The organism is Uliginosibacterium sp. sgz301328 (genome assembly GCF_041807905.1).
In the GTDB taxonomy this organism is placed as follows: domain Bacteria; phylum Pseudomonadota; class Gammaproteobacteria; order Burkholderiales; family Rhodocyclaceae; genus JBGVSA01.
Genome location: NZ_JBGVSA010000011.1, coordinates 37,202 through 54,204 on the forward strand (window position 1 = coordinate 37,202; position 17,003 = coordinate 54,204).

Genomic DNA, 17,003 nt, shown 5'->3' on the forward strand with positions numbered 1-17,003 from the left:
AATTGTACGAGGATGACTGCAGATCAACTAGATGTTCAATAACATATTGACGTATAACACCAAATTTCTTTGGTGGTGGCCGTGCATGGGTGCAGATCAACTCACAGCAGCACAATGTCGAATTGCTCCTGCCCGTAGCCCGATTCGGCGTGCAGCGAGATCGGGCGCTCGATGAAGTCCTGCAAGCCCGCGAGCGCCTGCGCTTCTTCGTCCAGGAACAGGTCGATGACGTTGGGCGCGGCCAGCACGCGGAATTCCTTTGCGTTGAACTGGCGCGCTTCGCGTACCAGCTCACGCAGGATTTCGTAGGCCACGGTGCGCGAGGTTTTCACTTCGCCGCGACCGCTGCAGGTCGGGCACGGTTCGCACAATACGTGCGCCAGCGATTCGCGCGTGCGCTTGCGCGTCATCTCGACCAGCCCGAGCGAGGTGAAGCCGTTGACCGATACCTTGGTGTGGTCGCGCGATAGCGCCTTGGCCAATTCGGCCAGCACGGCCTGGCGATGCTCTTCGCTTTCCATGTCGATGAAGTCGAGCAGGATGATGCCACCGAGATTGCGCAGGCGAAGTTGCCGCGCGATGGCCTGCGCCGCCTCGAGATTGGTCTTGAAGACAGTGTCGTCGAAGGTGCGCGCGCCGACGAAGCCGCCGGTATTCACGTCGATGGTGGTGAGCGCCTCCGTCTGGTCGATGATGAGATAGCCGCCGCTCTTGAGGTCGACGCGACGGGCCAGCGCTTTCTGGATTTCTTCTTCGACGCCGTACAGATCGAACAGTGGGCGCTCGCCCGTGTAATGGTCGAGCAGGCGGACGACTTGCGGCATGTACTCGGAGGCAAAGGACTTGAGTTTCTGGAAGTTCTCGCGCGAGTCGATGACGATGTGCTCGGTTTCGTGCGTAACCAGGTCGCGCAGCACGCGCTGCGCGAGAGTCAGGTCCTGGTAGAGCACGGTGGCTGGCTGCGCGGTTTTGCGGCGATGGCCGATCTCGTTCCAGAGCTTGCGCAGGTAGGCGATGTCGGCAGTGAGTTCTTCGTCGCTGGCCTGTTCTGCCTGTGTGCGTACGATGAAACCGCCTTGCTCGTCTCCCGGGATCAGCCGTTGCAGGCGCTCGCGCAGCGCTTCGCGGTCGGTTTCGCTTTCGATGCGTTGCGAAATTCCGATGTGATGGTCCTGGGGCAGGTACACCAGCAGGCGACCGGCAATGGACAACTGCGTCGATAGCCGCGCGCCCTTGGTGCCGATGGGGTCCTTGAGCACTTGCACGAGCAGGCTCTGGCCTTCGGCCAGGATGCGCTCGATCGGCTTGTGCGATTCGCCGTGCTGCCGGTCGATCCAGATGTCGGCCACGTGCAGGAACGCCGTGCGTTCCAGTCCGATTTCGATGAATGCCGATTGCATGCCGGGCAGCACGCGCACGACCTTGCCCAGGTAGATGTTGCCGACCAGTCCGCGCGAATGTTCGCGCTCGATGTGCAGTTCCTGCACTTGGCCGTGCGTGATCAGGGCGACCCGCGTTTCCTGCGGGGTGAAGTTGATCAGGTATTCCTCGCTCATGGGTCACGGTCTTGCGGATTGGGGTTGCCCTCGATTCTACCGATTGACGGTGACTGTGCGCCGGAAAAGCTGGCACCCCGATGGGCGAGGCGCGCTGCGCCAAGTATCATCGCCCGCTGGCAAGGAGGAGCAACGGGTGGATCGATTCGACGTGGCAGTGATTGGGGCGGGCGCGGCCGGCATGATGTGTGCGGCGGTGGCCGGGCAGCGCGGCCGCAGTGTCGTGCTTATCGACCACGCCGAAAAGCTCGCGGAAAAGATCCGCATTTCTGGCGGCGGCCGCTGCAATTTCACCAATATCGATGCGGGGCCCGCCAATTTTGTGTCCGAGAACCCGCATTTCTGCCGCTCCGCGCTTTCACGCTACACGCCGCAGGATTTCATCAAGCTCGTACAGTCCCACGGCATTGCGTGGCACGAGAAGCATAAGGGCCAACTGTTCTGTGACGACTCCAGCGGCCGCATCATCGACATGCTGGTCGACGAGTGCCGCGACGGCGGCGTCGCCTGGCGCCGTCCCTGCCGCGTGACGGACGTGCAACCCATCGCTGGCGGTTGGCGTCTGGACACCGACGGCGGGTCGATCGAGGTGGCTTCGGTGGTGGTGGCGACCGGCGGATTGTCGATTCCGAAGATCGGCGCGACGGATTTCGGGCACCGCCTGGCGCGCAAGTTGGGCGTCGCGGTCATCGAGCCCCGCCCGGCGTTGGTGCCGCTGACGTTCGATCCCATGCAATGGGCACCCTTCGCCGAGCTGGCGGGGTTGTCGCTGGAGGTGGATGTGCGATGTGGCGAGGGCGGGTTCCGCGAGGATCTGCTGTTCACGCATCGCGGCCTCTCCGGGCCGGCGATCCTGCAGATATCGTCGTTCTGGCGGCCGGGCGAGTCGCTGTGCATCGATCTCGTGCCGGGAGCCGATCTCGGCAATGCGCTGGTGGCGGCCAAACCGGGCAATCGTCAACATGTGCCGAGCGTGCTGGCGCAATGGATGCCGCGTCGGCTTGCGGACGCCTGGTGCGGTCGTCATGGTCTGGCGGGACGCCCCATCTCCGATACCGCCGATAAGGCGCTCCGCGCGCTGGCGGCCAATCTGCACGACTGGCAGCTTACGCCGTCGGGGTCGGAAGGCTACCGCAAGGCGGAAGTGACGCGAGGTGGGATCGATACCCGCGCGCTCGACCAGAAAACCATGATGGTGCGGGCCCATCCCGGTCTGTACTTCGTCGGCGAAGTGATGGACGTTACCGGCTGGCTCGGCGGATACAACTTTCAATGGGCCTGGGCCAGCGGCTACGCCGCCGGGATGGCGGTGTAGCCGCTCAAGGGTAGAGCGTATCGCCCGTCCATTGGTCCGTGGCAGGGGCGCTGCGCACGTAGCGGACGCGGTCGTGCAGGCGGAAGGGCTTGGCCTGCCAGAACTCGATGGCCTTCGGCACGACGCGGAAGCCCGACCAGAACTCGGGCCGGGGCACGGTGCCAATGTTGAACTTGAGTGCGTATTCCGCCACGCGTTTTTCAAGGTCGAAGCGACCTTGCATCGGCTGCGATTGCTTTGAGGCCCAGGCGCCGATGCGTGAGTCGCGCGCGCGGCTGGCGAAGTAGGCGTCGGCCTCGGCGTCGGTCACCGGCTCGGCGATACCTTGCACGCGCACCTGCCGTTGCAGTGACTTCCAGTGAAAGCACAGAGCCACCTGCGGATTGGCGGCAATTTCGTGCGCTTTCTGGCTGCCCAGATTGGTGTAGAAGACGAAACCGCGCTCATCCACGTCCTTGAGCAGCACCATGCGCACCGACGGCATGCCGTCGGCGCCGACGGTGGCGATGGACATGGCGTCCGGATCGTTGGGTTCGCCGCCCTTGGCGTCTTCCAGCCAGGACTTGAAGCGGGTGACGAGTTCGGTTGTCGTGGCGCTGACTGACATGATGCTCAGGGGGATTGGCGGAGCCCGTCATTATCGGACTTACTCCCCGCTTTTAACAGCGCATCAACTGGTTGCCTGCAGACGTTCTATTTCGGTGGCCGCCAGGATGAATGCCGCCACGCCCTTGGGATCGTTGTCTACGCGTGGTTCGCTCACGTAGTAATCGAACGAACCATCGCGCTCTGGCGTCAGGCCGAGCCCGGCACTCTTGCAGGTGTTGTGCAGCGTCAGCCAGCCATTGGCATCGCTTTCCACGTCATGATCGAGCAGGCCGGCAAAGGCGCGTTCCGCGCGGGCGCGGACATCGCTATCCACCACGTAACCGTGACGCACGCCACGAGCCATGGCGTAGATGAACATCGCTGAGCCCGAAGATTCCAGGTAGTTGCCAGGACGCCCGCCCTGGTCGAGCACCTGCCACCACAGGCCACTGTCGGCGTCTTGCACGGCAAGCAAGGCGCGGACGAGGCGGCGCAACGTGTTGGTCAGCGCCGGCCGTTGTTCGTGCGTCGAGGGCAAGAGGTCGAGCGTGTCGACCAGCGCCATGGCGAACCAGCCTGTCGCGCGGCTCCAGAAAGAGGCCGAACAGCCGCTTTCGGGATCCGCCCAGGGTTGGCGGCGCGTTTCGTCCCAGCCATGGAAATACAGCCCGGTGACAGGGTCCTGATGTTTTGCCGCCATCTCGAGCAACTGGTTGCCGGCGTCGAACAACGCCGGCTTGTTGCGTTCGCTGCGGGCGCAATCGACGTAGAACGGCACGGCCATGTAGGCGCTGTCGAGAAACACCTGATCGGGAAATTCGCGCTTGTGCCAGAAGCTGCCGGACAAGGTGCGCGGTTGGCGCAGGTACTGCGTGCGCAAGACCGAGGCAGCCTTGAGGTAACGCGCATCGCGGGCATGCTGGAACAGCCGGTAGAGCACGCGGCCGCACATCAGGTCGTTGAGGCTGTAGCGGCGCAGGTCGTAGCCGGCGATGTGGCCGTCCGGATCGACGACTGCGTTCATGTGGCCGCGCACGAAATCCAGGTAGCGCGTCTCGCCCGTCATGCGCCATACGTGGAGCAGGGACTTGAACAGCACACCGTGCTCATGCGACCACTCCGCCGGCAGCTTGCGCCAGCGGTGGAGGGCCGTGTCGGCCATGCGGATGGACCAGGAAGGGTGTGTCATGGTGAAGCCGGGTGATTCTGTATTGCGACGACCAACGCCCATTAAGGACTTGCCGTGGCGCTATCGTGATGCGTCAGATCAATGGGGGCGGAGCCATGCCCTCCAGGACACTCAATATGATCGATTTGCACACAACTGCCATTACCGCTGACTGGCGCTGGCCGGCGGCGTCAGCAACAGCCGGCGCCGCTTGTCGAGCTTGAGCGGTGCCAGCGTCGGCAGGATGTACTGCGCGATCAGTCTTCGTTTCAGTCCGTTGCGGTCAGCGCGCGCCAGCGCATCTTCAATGATCGGTGCCAGCGCGGCGTTCGCAGGCGACAGGTAGAAACGCATATCCCTGTCATGCACCAGTACGAGGTTCGGTTCGATCACCAGGCCCGGCAGCGCACTGATTTCGTCGACAGCTTCATTCACACCGCGCACGACGTAATCGACATTGCGGTCGCCATTGCCAACCATGCGATACATCGCCTGCCAGTCGCCGGACTTGATGAGTACGGGCAACCGGTTGAACTGCCATAGTTCTGCGTCATACCAGCCTTCGCCCACGCCACCGATCTTGCCGGTGGCGCGCAGGTCGGCCAGTGTATTCACATCTGCATAAGCGGATTCCGTGCCTGCATGGATGACGAACACGCGCTGCGCGATGATTCCCGAAGTCAGCGCATTGGCGATCGACGGGAAATCCCGATCGCGCGTCTCGGTCTGCACGCCCCACACGGCCGATATCTGCCCTGCGGCCAGCGCGTGCCAGATGCGCGGCTGCGGCATCGGGTCGATCAGCGTGATGCGCGGCACATAGCCTGCAGCCTTGAGCGATTCCTCGAGCAGCTTCACGTAATAGACGTGTCGCCCGGACGATAGCGTGGGCAAGCGCAGATCGATCACCTCGCCCGCGGCACGAGCCTGGGGGCCATACGCAAAGGGAGTGATCAGCAGCAGGCAGCAGAGGAATCGGCGGACAAACGCCATCGCATCGGACGGGTGGGTTCGGCGAAAGGTGTACTTTGCCTGCAAGCGCGCGTCGACGAAATGGGAAAAGATCGTACTTCGTGTCACGTTTCGTGTCGGCTTTATGATCCGACTATCCGAAAAATGTCTTTTGCGTCAGTCCCTTCACGCGAGTGTCATGCGGCTGACGAAGTCGTCGGACGTGCGGATTTGTCGGACAAAACGCTTGGCCCCATGCGCTGTCATGTGTGGCGACGGCGCATGGGGTGGCAGGGCTGCTGGCGCGGACTACTTGGCCTTCATCGGAGTGAATTCCACGGGCACCCAGCTATACCCTTGATCGTCTGCGCGCACGTGGCCGATGCCGGGGAAAGGCAGATGTGCGCCGCCGATCCAGAATTTTTCCTTCGCCACGTTGGCCAGCAGTCGCTTGCGCGTGGCAATGGCCGTCTTGCTGTCGACGTCGAAATCGAAAGCGACCTCCGGATGCGCGAATTGCACCGCATGGTTGTGGATGATGTCGCCCCACAGCAGGATGCTCTGTCCTTTCGACTGGAACAGGTAGCTGGTGTGACCCGGCGTGTGCCCCGGCGTCGGCACGATTGCCAGGCCCGGCAGCAAGGTTTCTCCGGCGGAGTAGGTCGAGAACTTGCCTGCAGTGACGTAGGGCGCCACGGCGTCGCGCGCCATCTTGAAGAAAGCCTGCGCATCGGCCGGCGCCTTGGCCGCGATGCTCTCGCTCAGCCAGTAGTCGGCCTCGACCCGGGACGCCCGTACCACCGCGTTGGGGAAGGCGGCCTTGCCGTCGGCATTCAGAAGTCCGCAGGCGTGGTCGGGATGCAAATGCGTGAGCAGTACGAGGTCGACCTGCTCCGGCGTATAGCCCGAAGCCTTCAGGTTGGCAGCGATGTTGCCCAGGTTCGGCCCGAAACACTGTGCCGTGCCTGTATCGACCAGCACGAGGTGCGTGCCGGTATTGACGAGGTAGGCGTTGACCGCGGTCTGCGTCCCTTCGGTCGTGCTCAGGAACATGCGCGCCAGCAGCGACTGGATGTCCTTGGCGCTGGCGCCCTTCATCAGTTTCTGGTCGAGCACGACGAACCCGTCGTACAGCGCCGTGACTTCAAAGTCGCCCAACTGCATGCGGTAATAGCCGGGCACTTGCGTACCGGCCTGCGCAACCGGCTGGGCGGGCTTCGTCGTTTGGGCTGCCGCAGGAAGCGCCGTGACGCTGGCGCAGATCATCAGGGCCGGTAACGCCACCTGGAGAAGGGTTCTAAACGCTTTGTGGCACGTGGTAGACATGGTCGCTCCTATGCAAAGAGAGAGGCCGCCATGGCTGGCGGCCTTTCGCTACGGATGGTGAACAACAACGTGGGTGATGCGCGGGACGGACGCGTGCTGCAACGTCCGCCCGCTGAGGCTTACAGCAGAACGCGCTCGATGCCGCCCTTGTTGGCGCGTTCGACGTACTCGCTCATCCAGTTCTCGCCGAGGACGCGCTTGGCCATTTCGATGACGATGTAATCGGCGTCCATGCCTTCCACATCATCCTCGTAGCGCGTCAAGCCTTGCAGGCAGGCCGGGCATGAGGTGAGCAGCTTCACGGGGCCGTCGAAGCCGTCGGCACGCAGCTTGTCGGCGGTGCGCTTGATCGACTCTTCCTTCGAGAAGCGGACCTGCGTCGAAATGTCGGGGCGCGCCACGGCCAGCGTGCCGGCCTCTCCGCAGCAGCGGTCGGTCTTTTCCACACGGCTGCCGTCGGCCAGCTTGAGCAACTGGTTGGTGGTCTTGGTCCCGTCCTGCAGCTTCATCGGTGTGTGGCACGGCTCGTGGTACATGTAGCGCACGCCGCTGATGCCGTCGAGCACCACGCCCTTTTCGAGCAGGTATTCGTGGATGTCGATCATCCGGCAGCCCGGGAAGATCTTCTCGAATTCATACATTGCGAGCTGGTCGTAGCAGGTGCCGCAACTGACCACCACGGTCTTGATGTCGAGATAGTTGAGCGTGTTGGCGACGCGATGGAAGAGCACGCGGTTGTCGGTGCTCATCTTCTCGGCCTTGTCGTACTGGCCCGCGCCGCGCTGCGGATAGCCGCAGCACAGATAGCCCGGCGGCAGCACGGTCTGTACGCCGACGTGGTACAGCATCGCCTGCGTGGCAAGGCCGACCTGCGAGAACAAGCGCTCCGAGCCGCAGCCGGGGAAGTAGAACACCGCCTCGGAATCGCTGGTGGTCTTGGCCGTATCGCGGATGACCGGAATGACGTCGGCATCCTCGATGTCCAGCAACGCGCGCGAGGTGCGCTTGGGCAGATTGCCCGGCATCTTCTTGTTGAAGAAGTGCACCACCTGCGCCTTCATCTCGGGGCGGCCGAGCGACGAAGGCGGCAAGGCCGTCTGGCGTTTGGCGACGGGCTTCATCAGGCTGGCGACGAATCGCTGCCCCTTGAAGCCCCATTCCATCATGAGGGTGCGAACCGTCTTGATGGTCTGCGGGTTGGTGGCGTTGAGGAAGAACATCGCCGCCGCCTTGCCCGGATTGAACGTCTGCTTGCCCATCTTGCGCAGCAGATTGCGCATGTTCATCGACACGTCGCCGAAGTCGATGTCCACCGGGCACGGGTTGTAGCACTTGTGGCATACGGTGCAGTGATCGGCGACGTCTTCGAACTCAGCCCAGTGCTTGATCGACACGCCACGGCGCGTCTGCTCTTCGTACAGGAAGGCTTCGATCAGCAGCGACGTAGCGAGGATCTTGTTGCGCGGGCTGTAGAGCAGGTTGGCGCGCGGCACGTGCGTGGCGCACACGGGTTTGCACTTGCCGCAGCGCAGGCAGTCTTTCACCGACGTTTGAATATCGATGAGGTCCGACTGCTGCATGATGAGCGACTCGTGGCCCATCAGGTTGAAGCTCGGCGTATAGGCGTGCGTGAGGTCGCCGCCTTCCATGAGCTTGCCCTTGTTGAAACGACCTTCCGGGTCGACCTTGTTCTTGTAGGCGCGGAACGGCGCGATTTCGTCTTCGGTGAGGAATTCGAGCTTGGTGATGCCGATGCCGTGTTCGCCCGAGATCACCCCGCCGAGGCTGCGCGCCAGGTGCATGATGCGCACGACGGCCGCGTTGGCTTCCTGCAGCATCTCGTAGTGGTCGGAGTTGACCGGCAGGTTGGTGTGCACGTTGCCGTCGCCCGCGTGCATGTGCAGCGCCACGAACACGCGGCCGCGCAGCACTTCGGTGTGCACCTGCTCGAACTTGTCGAGCACCGGCTTGTAGAGGTTGCCCTCGAAGACCTCTTCGATCGGTTCTTTCAGCTCGTCTTTCCACGAAATGCGGACGGAATAGTCCTGCACGCGGTGGAACAGCGTCGGGTTGGCTGCCTTGTTGGTCAGCTCGCCCGCTTCGATGCCCAGTTCGGCGAACTTCGCCTCGGCTTCGGCCAGCGGCGTGTCGAGGTTGTCGTAGATCCACTGCCAGCGGGCGCGCACGTGCGACACCAGTTCGAGCGCGCGGGCGCGACGATCCGACAGGAGCACTTCTTTCTCAAGCTGCTCATCGTTGCTGCGGATGGGCAGGTCGCCATCGAGGAATGCTGCGATGGCGTCGGTCAGCTTGAGTTTGTTGGTGATCGACAGCTCGATGTTGATGCGCTCGATGCCGTCGCAATAATCGCCCATGCGTTCGAGGGGAATCACCACGTCTTCGTTGATCTTGAAGGCGTTGGTGTGCTTGGCGATGGCGGCTGTTCGGCCGCGGTCAAGCCAGAACTTCTTGCGCATGTCCGGCGTGACGGCGATGAAGCCTTCCGCGCCGCGGCGGTTGCAGATGCGGACCACTTCGGATGCGGCCTGCATGACGGCTTCGTCGTCGTCGCCGACGATGTCGCCGATCAGCACCATCTTGGGCCGGCCATGGCGCTTGGCCTTGGTGGCGTAGCCGACGGCCTTCACGTAGCGCTCATCGAGGTGTTCGAGGCCGGCCAGCATGACGCGGGCGTTGCCGGTCTTGGGCAGCCGGTCGATGTAATCCTTGATCTCGACGATGGCGGGCACGGCTTCGCGTACCTGGCCGAAGAACTCCAGGCACACGGTGCGCGTGTGCGGAGGCATCTTGTGCAGAATCCACACGCACGACGTGATGATGCCGTCCGTGCCTTCCTTCTGGATGCCCGGCAGGCCACCGAGGAACTTGTCCGTCACGTCCTTGCCGAGGCCGACCTTGCGGAAGCGTTCGCCCGGCATGGTCAGCGTTTCTTCGGACAGCAGCTTCTTGCCGCTGGCGTCGAAGCGACGCAACAGGAAGACGACTTCTTCCTGATCGTGGATCTTGCCCAGGTTGTGCGACTGGCGGATCACTTCCAGCCAGTTGCCGTCCGGCATGACCATCTTCCACGAGGCCAGATTGTCGAGCGCGGTGCCCCACAACACGGCCTTTTTGCCGCCGGCATTCATGGCGACGTTGCCGCCCACACAGGACGCATCGGCCGAGGTCGGGTCGCAGGCAAACACAAAACCGGCTTCTTCGGCGGCGTCCATCACGCGGCGCGTTACCACGCCGGCGCCGGTAAACACGGTTGCGTAGGGTTCTTCCACGCCTGGCAACTGCACCATCTGGACCTTGTCCAGTTGTGTGAGTTTCTCGGTGTTGATGACTGCCGAGTACGGCGTCAGCGGCACTGCACCGCCGGTGTAACCCGTGCCGCCCCCGCGCGGGATGATCGTCAGCCCGAGTTCAATACAGTCGCGCACCAGATGACCGATTTCTTCTTCGGTATCGGGGTAGAGCACCACGAAGGGATATTCGACGCGCCAGTCGGTGGCGTCGGTGACGTGCGCGACGCGGGCGTAGCCGTCGAAGCAGATATTGTCGCGGCGCGTGTGGCGCGTCAGCAGTTTCTGCGCGCGCTTGCGCAGGTCGTAGGTTTTCTCGAAGTGGCGGGCGAAGTCGTCCACCGCGCCGCGGGCAGCTTCGACCAATAGCCCGACCTTGGCGGCGCGATCATGATCGTCGCCTTCGGATTCGATCCGGCGCTTTTCGACTTCATCGAGTCGGTGGCGCAGGGCCGAGACCAGCGCGCCCCGGCGGCCGCGGTTGTCGACGAGATCGTCTTCCAGGTACGGATTGCGCTGCACGACCCAGATGTCGCCCAGCACCTCGTACAGCATGCGCGCGGAACGCCCCGTGACCCGTTCGCTGCGCAGCGATTCGAGCACCTCCCACATCGGCGCGCCGAGCAGACGGATGACGATCTCGCGGTCGGAGAACGAGGTGTAGTTGTACGGGATCTCGCGCAGGCGTGCCGGTGCAGCCGGCTGGTGGGTGGCGAATTCTGGGGCGGCTTGCATCGTGGTGGCGGGCTGGCGGCTTCGCAGCGGCTAAAAGTTCAGCATTTTACCTGCTTGGACGCCTAAAGCGGCCCCGCCGCCAGTGGGGTTTCTGCCTGTATGGCCAAAACCGGCCCCGACCGACCACGTAGAACGGGCTGCCGGTCGGGGAAAGCGCAGATCGCGCTCAGTGGCTGCCGCCGAGGTCTTCGACGATCTCTTCTTCTTTGCGGTAGTGGCTGATCAGGCGGAAGACGATGCTCATGGCGATGCCAACCACCGTCGCCAGCGCCATGCCTTTGAGCTCCGCCGCACCGATCTGGATCTTGGCGCCCGAGACCCCGATGATCAGGATCACGCTGGTCAGGATCAGGTTCTGCGGGCGGTTGTAGTCGACTTTCGACTCGATCAGCACGCGCACGCCGGACGCGGCGATCACGCCGTACAGCAGCAGCGACACACCGCCCATGACCGGTACCGGGATGGCCTGGATCGCCGCCGCCAGCTTGCCCACGCACGACAGCAGGATCGCCAGCACGGCCGCGCCGCCGATCACCCAGGTGCTGTAGACCTTGGTGATGGCCAGCACGCCGATGTTCTCACCGTAAGTGGTATTGGGCGACGAACCGAAGAAGCCCGAGAACATGGTCGACAGGCCATTGGCGAACAGCGAGCGATGCAGGCCCGGGTCTTTCATCAGGTCCTTCTGCACGATGTTGGCCGTGACGACCAGGTGCCCGATGTGCTCGGCGATGACGACCAACGCGGCCGGGATGATGGTGATGATTGCCACCCATTCGAAGCGCGGCGTGTAGAAGGTCGGTAGCGCGAACCACGCGGCGTCCTCGATGCCCGAGAAGTTGACCATGCCCATCGCGCCGGCCAGCGCATAACCTGCCAGCACGCCGATCAGGATCGGGATGATCGCCAGGAAGCCACGGAACAGTACCGAGCCCAGTACCGTGATCGCCAGCGTGGCCAGCGAAACGAGCACGACCTTGCCGTCGGCCATTGCGCCTGCCTTGGGCAGCAGGCCGGCCATGTCGGCGGCGACGCCGGCCAGTTCAAGGCCGATCACCGACACGATGGCGCCCATCGCCGCAGGCGGAAAGATCACGTCCAGCCAGCGCGTACCGGCTTTCGAGATGATCAGCGCGACGATGCAGAAGATCGCGCCCGATACGATGAAACCGCCCAGTGCGGCTTCATAGCCATGCGTGGGCAGGATCAGCAAAACGGGCGACAGAAAGGCGAAGCTCGAACCCAGGTAAGCGGGAATCTTGCCGCGGCAGATGAACAGGTACAGCAGCGTGCCGATGCCGTTGAACAGCAGAATGGTCGCCGGATTGACCTTGAACAGGATCGGCACCAGCACGGTGGCGCCGAACATGGCAAAAAGATGCTGCAGGCTCAGCGGCAGCGTCTGCAACAGCGGCAGACGCTCGTCGACCCCGATAACGCGACGCGTCATGAAAAATCCCCCCTTTGTTATTGGCAAACCGGCGCGATTATCCGCGCGAATCAAACATGACGCGAGTCGCCGCCACGGCGACGGGCACGGCGCCGGATCAGGCCGACAGCGTGCGTGTTTTCAGATGGCGGAAGTAGCGCTTTTCCAGCAGGCGGAAAGCGAACACCACCACACTGGTGATCAACAGATACAGCAGCCCGGCCATCATGAAAGGCAGGTAGGGCTCGGAATAGTTGGCATAGACGTCGCGCGCCACGCCGGTGATGTCGGCGATGGTGATGGTGCTGACGATGGCCGAGCCCTGCAGCAGGAAAATGATCTCGTTGCCGTAGGCGGACATGGCGCGGCGTGCCGCGCTCGGCAGCACGATGCGGCGCATGGCGAGCCCGGGCGACATGCCCATTGCGCGGGCCGCTTCGATCTCGCCCTGCGGTGTCGTTTCAATCGCGCCGCGCACGATTTCCGACGTGTAGGCGCCAGTGTTGAGCATCAGCGCCAGCAATGCCCAGGGCCAGGCTTCGCGCAGGATCGGCCACACGGCCATCTCCTGGATGGCAGGGAAATGCAGCGACAACTGCAGGCCGACGCCGTAATAAATGATGTACGCCTGCACCAGCATCGGCGTGCCACGGAAAAAATGGCTGTATCCCGCCACCAGCCAGCGCAACCATGATTTTTCGCTGCGTGCCAGCACGATCCCGGCTGGAACGGCGATCAACAACCCCAGTAGCAGGGCCGTGCCGACCAGCCAGATGGTCGTCCACGCGCCCGCGGCAAAGGCGCCGAGGTTATCGGTGATGCTGGGCAGGCGTTCGATGAAGTAAGAGAACATGGCTGATCAGCCCTCGCGCACGGCAAAACCGCGGTTGAAGCGTCGCTTGAGTCGGCGCAGCACCAGCACTGAAATGCTGGTGAAAACGAGGAAGATCAACGCCACGACCATGTAGAAGAAAAATGGCATGGTCTTCTTGGCGGCCAGATCGGCGCGGAACACCATGTCCGACAGGCCGATGATCGATACCAGTGCCGTCGTCTTGAGCAGCACCAGCCAGTTATTACCGAGCCCTGGCAGTGCGTTGCGCAGCATCTGCGGAAAGACGATGCGACGGAAGATATGGCGCTTTGATAGCCCGAACGCCTGCGCCGCTTCGATCTGCCCATGCGGGATGGCAAGGATGGCGCCGCGAAAGGTCTCCGCCATGTAGGCGCCGAAGATCAGCCCGAGCGTCACGCAACCGGCGATGAAGGGGTTGATCTCGAAGTAGTCGAGCTGAAAGTGGTCAGTGATGTTGTTGGCGACGTCCTGCCCGCCATAGAACAGCAGGAACATCAGGACGAGATCGGGCACGCCACGGAACAGCGTGGTGTACAGCGTCACTGGCGCGCGCAGCAGCGGATTGGGCGACAGCCGCAGAGGCGCGACCGTCACGCCGATCGCCAGCGACAGCGCGAGCGACACCAGGGCCACGGCAAGCGTGATCCAGGCGCCGTGGAAAATATTGGCCAGGTAACCGGGCAGCTCGGCTGGCATAGGGATAGAGGGGTCGAACGGGCACCGCGCGCGGCGCCCGGTTTCAATCAAGCGTGAATCAGTTTGCCGACTTCGGCATGACGTAGATGTCGCGGCCGAAGTACTTGTTGCTGATCTTCTGGTATTCGCCGCTGGCTCGGATGGCCTTGATGGCGGCGTTGTATTCCTCGACCAGCTTCTTGTCGTTCTTGCGTACGGCGATCGAAATGCCGTTGCCGAAGTAGACCGGGTCGGTGATGGCCGGGCCGAAGACTTCATAGTCCTTGCCTTCCGGACGGTTCAGGAAGCCGTCTTCCAGCACTAGTGCATCGGCGAAGAGCAGGTCGAGGCGACCCGAGCGCAGATCGAGGTTGGCATCGGTCTGCGAGCTGTAGCGCTTGAGTTCGACCTGGCCCTTGAGCTTTTCGGTGGCATAGCGATCGAACACGGACGAGCGCAGCACGCCCAGCGTCTTGCCTTTGAGGCCTTGCGGGGTGATTTCGATCTTCGCGCCTTTCTTGCGCACGAAAATGCCGGGGTTCTGATAGTACGAATCGGTGAAGGCAACGTTCTTCATGCGCTCCGGTGTGGCGTTCATCGAAGCGATGATGGCGTCGATCTTGCGCGTATTGAGCGCCGGGATCAGGCCGTCCCAGGCGATCTGCTTGATCTCGCAGCGCGCCTTCATCTGCGCGCACAGCGCCTTGGCAATATCGATATCGAAACCCGTCATCTCACCGTTGGCAGAGGTCTCGGAGAACGGGGGGTAGCTGCCGTCGGTGGAGACGCGCAGCACGCGCTCCTGCGCGTGGGTGGTCAGGGCCATGCAGCCCAGGACGAGAGCGATCAGATAACGTTTCATGGTTGGACTCGGTGTGGAAACGGTTGGTCGGCGGCGGGGCGTCAGCCCTTGAGCGTGTTGGACAGAAATTGCCGGCAGCGCTCGGATTCGGCGTGGTTGAACACCTTGTCCGGCGTGCCTTGTTCTTCGATACGACCTTCGTGCAAAAAGACGACCTGCGAAGACACTTCGCGGGCAAAACTCATCTCGTGGGTGACGACGATCATCGTGCTGCCTTCCGATGCAAGGTCTTGCATGACCTTGAGTACGTCGCCGACCAGTTCGGGGTCGAGCGCGGAAGTCGGTTCGTCGAACAGCAACGCTTCGGGCTCCATCGCCAGGGCGCGGGCAATGGCTGCGCGCTGCTGCTGGCCGCCCGAAATATGTGCAGGGTAATAGTCGCGGCGTTCGTACAGGCCGACCTTGGAGAGCAGCGCGTTGGCCCGCTCGATGGCTTCATTGCGCGGCACGCCCAGCACGTGGATGGGCGCTTCGATGAGATTCTCCAGAATCGTCATGTGCGCCCAGAGATTGAAATTCTGGAACACCATCGACAGCCGTGCGCGGATACGCTCGATCTGGGCAGGGTCTTCCGCCACGCGCCGGCCGCGACGATCCACGCGCAGGCGGACTTGCTCGCCATCGAGCACCACATCGCCCTGGTCGGGCATCTCAAGAAAGTTGAGGCATCGCAGGAAGGTGCTCTTGCCGGACCCCGAAGAGCCGAGAATGGAGATCACGTCGCCCTTGCTGGCGGCCAGCGAGATGCCCTTGAGCACTTCATGTTGGCCGAAACGCTTATGGATGTCGCGCGCTTCGAGCATGAGGGGGCTGGATGGCATGGGGTCCTGGTGTTCTTAATGGATAGCGCGTTGAGACAGAGGACTCGACAGCCGGCACCTTTCGTGCGGAATCGCCAGCGCCTTGAATATCAGATTCAATCTGACATGCGACGGATCGCACAACCCGGCTCAGGCTCTGACGAGTCGCCCGGCAAATTCCGACGGGTTTGTGGGCATTGTCACCCGCCTCTGATCAACACGACTGAAAACAATAGCGGATGTCAATCTAGCAGCCATCGAGTGGCGTCAAAAGTTGGCGAGATCCCGCTTGCGGGACCGCGCCAGACATGCTCCACCCGGGTTTGCTGGACGCGTGCCTGCCGCCGAACTCGCTACACCCAATCCTTGGGGGGCAGGAATTGTTCGTACAACGCGGCCTCTGGCGAGCCGGGCAGCGGGTGCCAGTCATAGCGCCAGTTCACCGCCGGCGGCAGCGACATCAGGATCGATTCGGTACGTCCGCCCGATTGCAGGCCGAACAGCGTGCCGCGGTCGTAGACCAGATTGAATTCGACGTAGCGCCCGCGCCGGTAGGCTTGAAAATCGCGCTCCCGCTCGCCATAAGGCATATCGCGGCGTTGCTCGATGATGGGCATGTAGGCGTCGAGGAATGCGTCGCCCACGCTGGCCATCATCCCGAAGCTGTGCTGGAAGTCGCCTTCGTTGAAATCATCGAAGAACAGGCCGCCCACGCCGCGGGCCTCGTTGCGGTGCCTGAGAAAGAAGTACTTGTCGCACCAGGCCTTGAAGCGCGGGTAAAGCTCGGGGCCGAACGGCGCGACGGCACGTTGGCAGGTGCGGTGAAAGTGCCGCACGTCTTCTTCGAATGCGTAATAGGGCGTCAAGTCCATGCCACCGCCGAACCACCATGTCGGCGCACCCGCATCCGGTCGTGCCGTGCCGGACAGGCCTTGCGCCATCGCGCGACTATTTGGGCGTGGTGCGGCGGCGAAGCGGGGGCCGTCCTCCATCTGGCCTTGTGGGTGGGCCACAAAGTACCGCACGTTCATGTGGACGGTGGGGCAGTACGGATTGCGCGGATGCAGCACGAGCGACACCCCCATCGCCTCGAATCCGGTGCCGGCAAGGTCCGGACGATGCGCCGTGGCCGAGGGCGGCAAGCCCTTACCCATAACGTGCGAAAAATTCACGCCGCCGCGCTCGAAGAAATGTCCGTCTTCAATGACGCGCGTGATGCCGCCCCCGCCTCCCGGGCGCTCCCAGGCTTCCGTACGGAAGGGCTTGCCATCGAAAGCTTCGAGCGATCTGACGATGCGCTCCTGGAGATCGAGCAGGTAGTTGCGGACGGCGGTGACCATGGCGGTACTTGCGAATGAAAACAAATCGCAAGAATAGCGCGAAAGGGGCAGAGTGTTGGGGACAACGTTCATGGAGGCTGGCGTGCGACCTTTC

At 62.9% G+C, this 17,003-nt stretch carries 13 protein-coding genes; 1 reads left to right on the plus strand and 12 read right to left on the minus strand.

Going from position 1 to position 17,003, the window contains the following annotated elements; translation table 11 throughout:
- Positions 1-101: 101 nt before the first annotated feature.
- Positions 102-1,556, minus strand: a complete 1,455-nt coding sequence (rng, locus tag ACDA63_RS10090) for a ribonuclease G (protein WP_373663106.1) — start codon at positions 1,554-1,556, stop codon at positions 102-104.
- Positions 1,557-1,605: 49 nt separating this feature from the next.
- On the opposite strand from rng, the gene ACDA63_RS10095 reads away from it, so the two are divergent.
- Positions 1,606-2,871 (plus strand): NAD(P)/FAD-dependent oxidoreductase, encoded by a 1,266-nt coding sequence (locus tag ACDA63_RS10095; protein ID WP_373663227.1) that lies wholly within the window; start codon positions 1,606-1,608, stop codon positions 2,869-2,871.
- Between the two features lie 4 nt (positions 2,872-2,875).
- Here ACDA63_RS10095 and pdxH read toward each other — a convergent pair whose 3' ends face one another.
- The 11 genes from pdxH to hemF all read right to left on the minus strand — a co-directional run bounded on the left by pdxH (position 2,876) and on the right by hemF (position 16,909).
- Positions 2,876-3,478, minus strand: coding sequence for a pyridoxamine 5'-phosphate oxidase (pdxH, locus tag ACDA63_RS10100; protein ID WP_373663107.1), 603 nt, complete (start codon positions 3,476-3,478; stop codon positions 2,876-2,878).
- Positions 3,479-3,541: 63 nt separating this feature from the next.
- Positions 3,542-4,648, minus strand: a complete 1,107-nt coding sequence (locus tag ACDA63_RS10105) for a glycoside hydrolase family 105 protein (protein ID WP_373663108.1) — start codon at positions 4,646-4,648, stop codon at positions 3,542-3,544.
- A 141-nt stretch (positions 4,649-4,789) separates the two neighbouring features.
- A complete protein-coding gene (locus ACDA63_RS10110) occupies positions 4,790-5,707 on the minus strand; it encodes a substrate-binding periplasmic protein (RefSeq protein WP_373663109.1) in 918 nt (305 codons plus the stop codon).
- A 180-nt stretch (positions 5,708-5,887) separates the two neighbouring features.
- Positions 5,888-6,904, minus strand: coding sequence for an MBL fold metallo-hydrolase (locus ACDA63_RS10115; protein ID WP_373663110.1), 1,017 nt, complete (start codon positions 6,902-6,904; stop codon positions 5,888-5,890).
- 119 nt (positions 6,905-7,023) lie between these two features.
- Positions 7,024-10,947 carry a DUF3683 domain-containing protein gene (locus tag ACDA63_RS10120; RefSeq protein WP_373663111.1) on the minus strand — a complete coding sequence of 1,308 codons (3,924 nt, stop codon included), beginning with the start codon at positions 10,945-10,947 and terminating at the stop codon, positions 7,024-7,026.
- 166 nt (positions 10,948-11,113) lie between these two features.
- Positions 11,114-12,397, minus strand: a complete 1,284-nt coding sequence (uraA, locus tag ACDA63_RS10125) for a uracil permease (RefSeq protein ID WP_373663112.1) — start codon at positions 12,395-12,397, stop codon at positions 11,114-11,116.
- A gap of 97 nt (positions 12,398-12,494) precedes the next feature.
- Positions 12,495-13,229, minus strand: a complete 735-nt coding sequence (locus ACDA63_RS10130) for an ABC transporter permease (RefSeq protein ID WP_373663113.1) — start codon at positions 13,227-13,229, stop codon at positions 12,495-12,497.
- 6 nt (positions 13,230-13,235) lie between these two features.
- Complete coding sequence (locus ACDA63_RS10135; protein WP_373663114.1) at positions 13,236-13,928, minus strand: ABC transporter permease; 693 nt, start codon at positions 13,926-13,928, stop codon at positions 13,236-13,238.
- Between the two features lie 58 nt (positions 13,929-13,986).
- Positions 13,987-14,769 carry an ABC transporter substrate-binding protein gene (locus tag ACDA63_RS10140; protein ID WP_373663115.1) on the minus strand — a complete coding sequence of 261 codons (783 nt, stop codon included), beginning with the start codon at positions 14,767-14,769 and terminating at the stop codon, positions 13,987-13,989.
- 41 nt (positions 14,770-14,810) lie between these two features.
- A complete protein-coding gene (locus ACDA63_RS10145) occupies positions 14,811-15,572 on the minus strand; it encodes an ABC transporter ATP-binding protein (RefSeq protein ID WP_373663228.1) in 762 nt (253 codons plus the stop codon).
- A gap of 350 nt (positions 15,573-15,922) precedes the next feature.
- Positions 15,923-16,909: an oxygen-dependent coproporphyrinogen oxidase gene (gene hemF, locus ACDA63_RS10150; RefSeq protein WP_373663116.1), complete on the minus strand. Its 987-nt coding sequence runs from the start codon at positions 16,907-16,909 to the stop codon at positions 15,923-15,925.
- Positions 16,910-17,003: the final 94 nt, after the last annotated feature.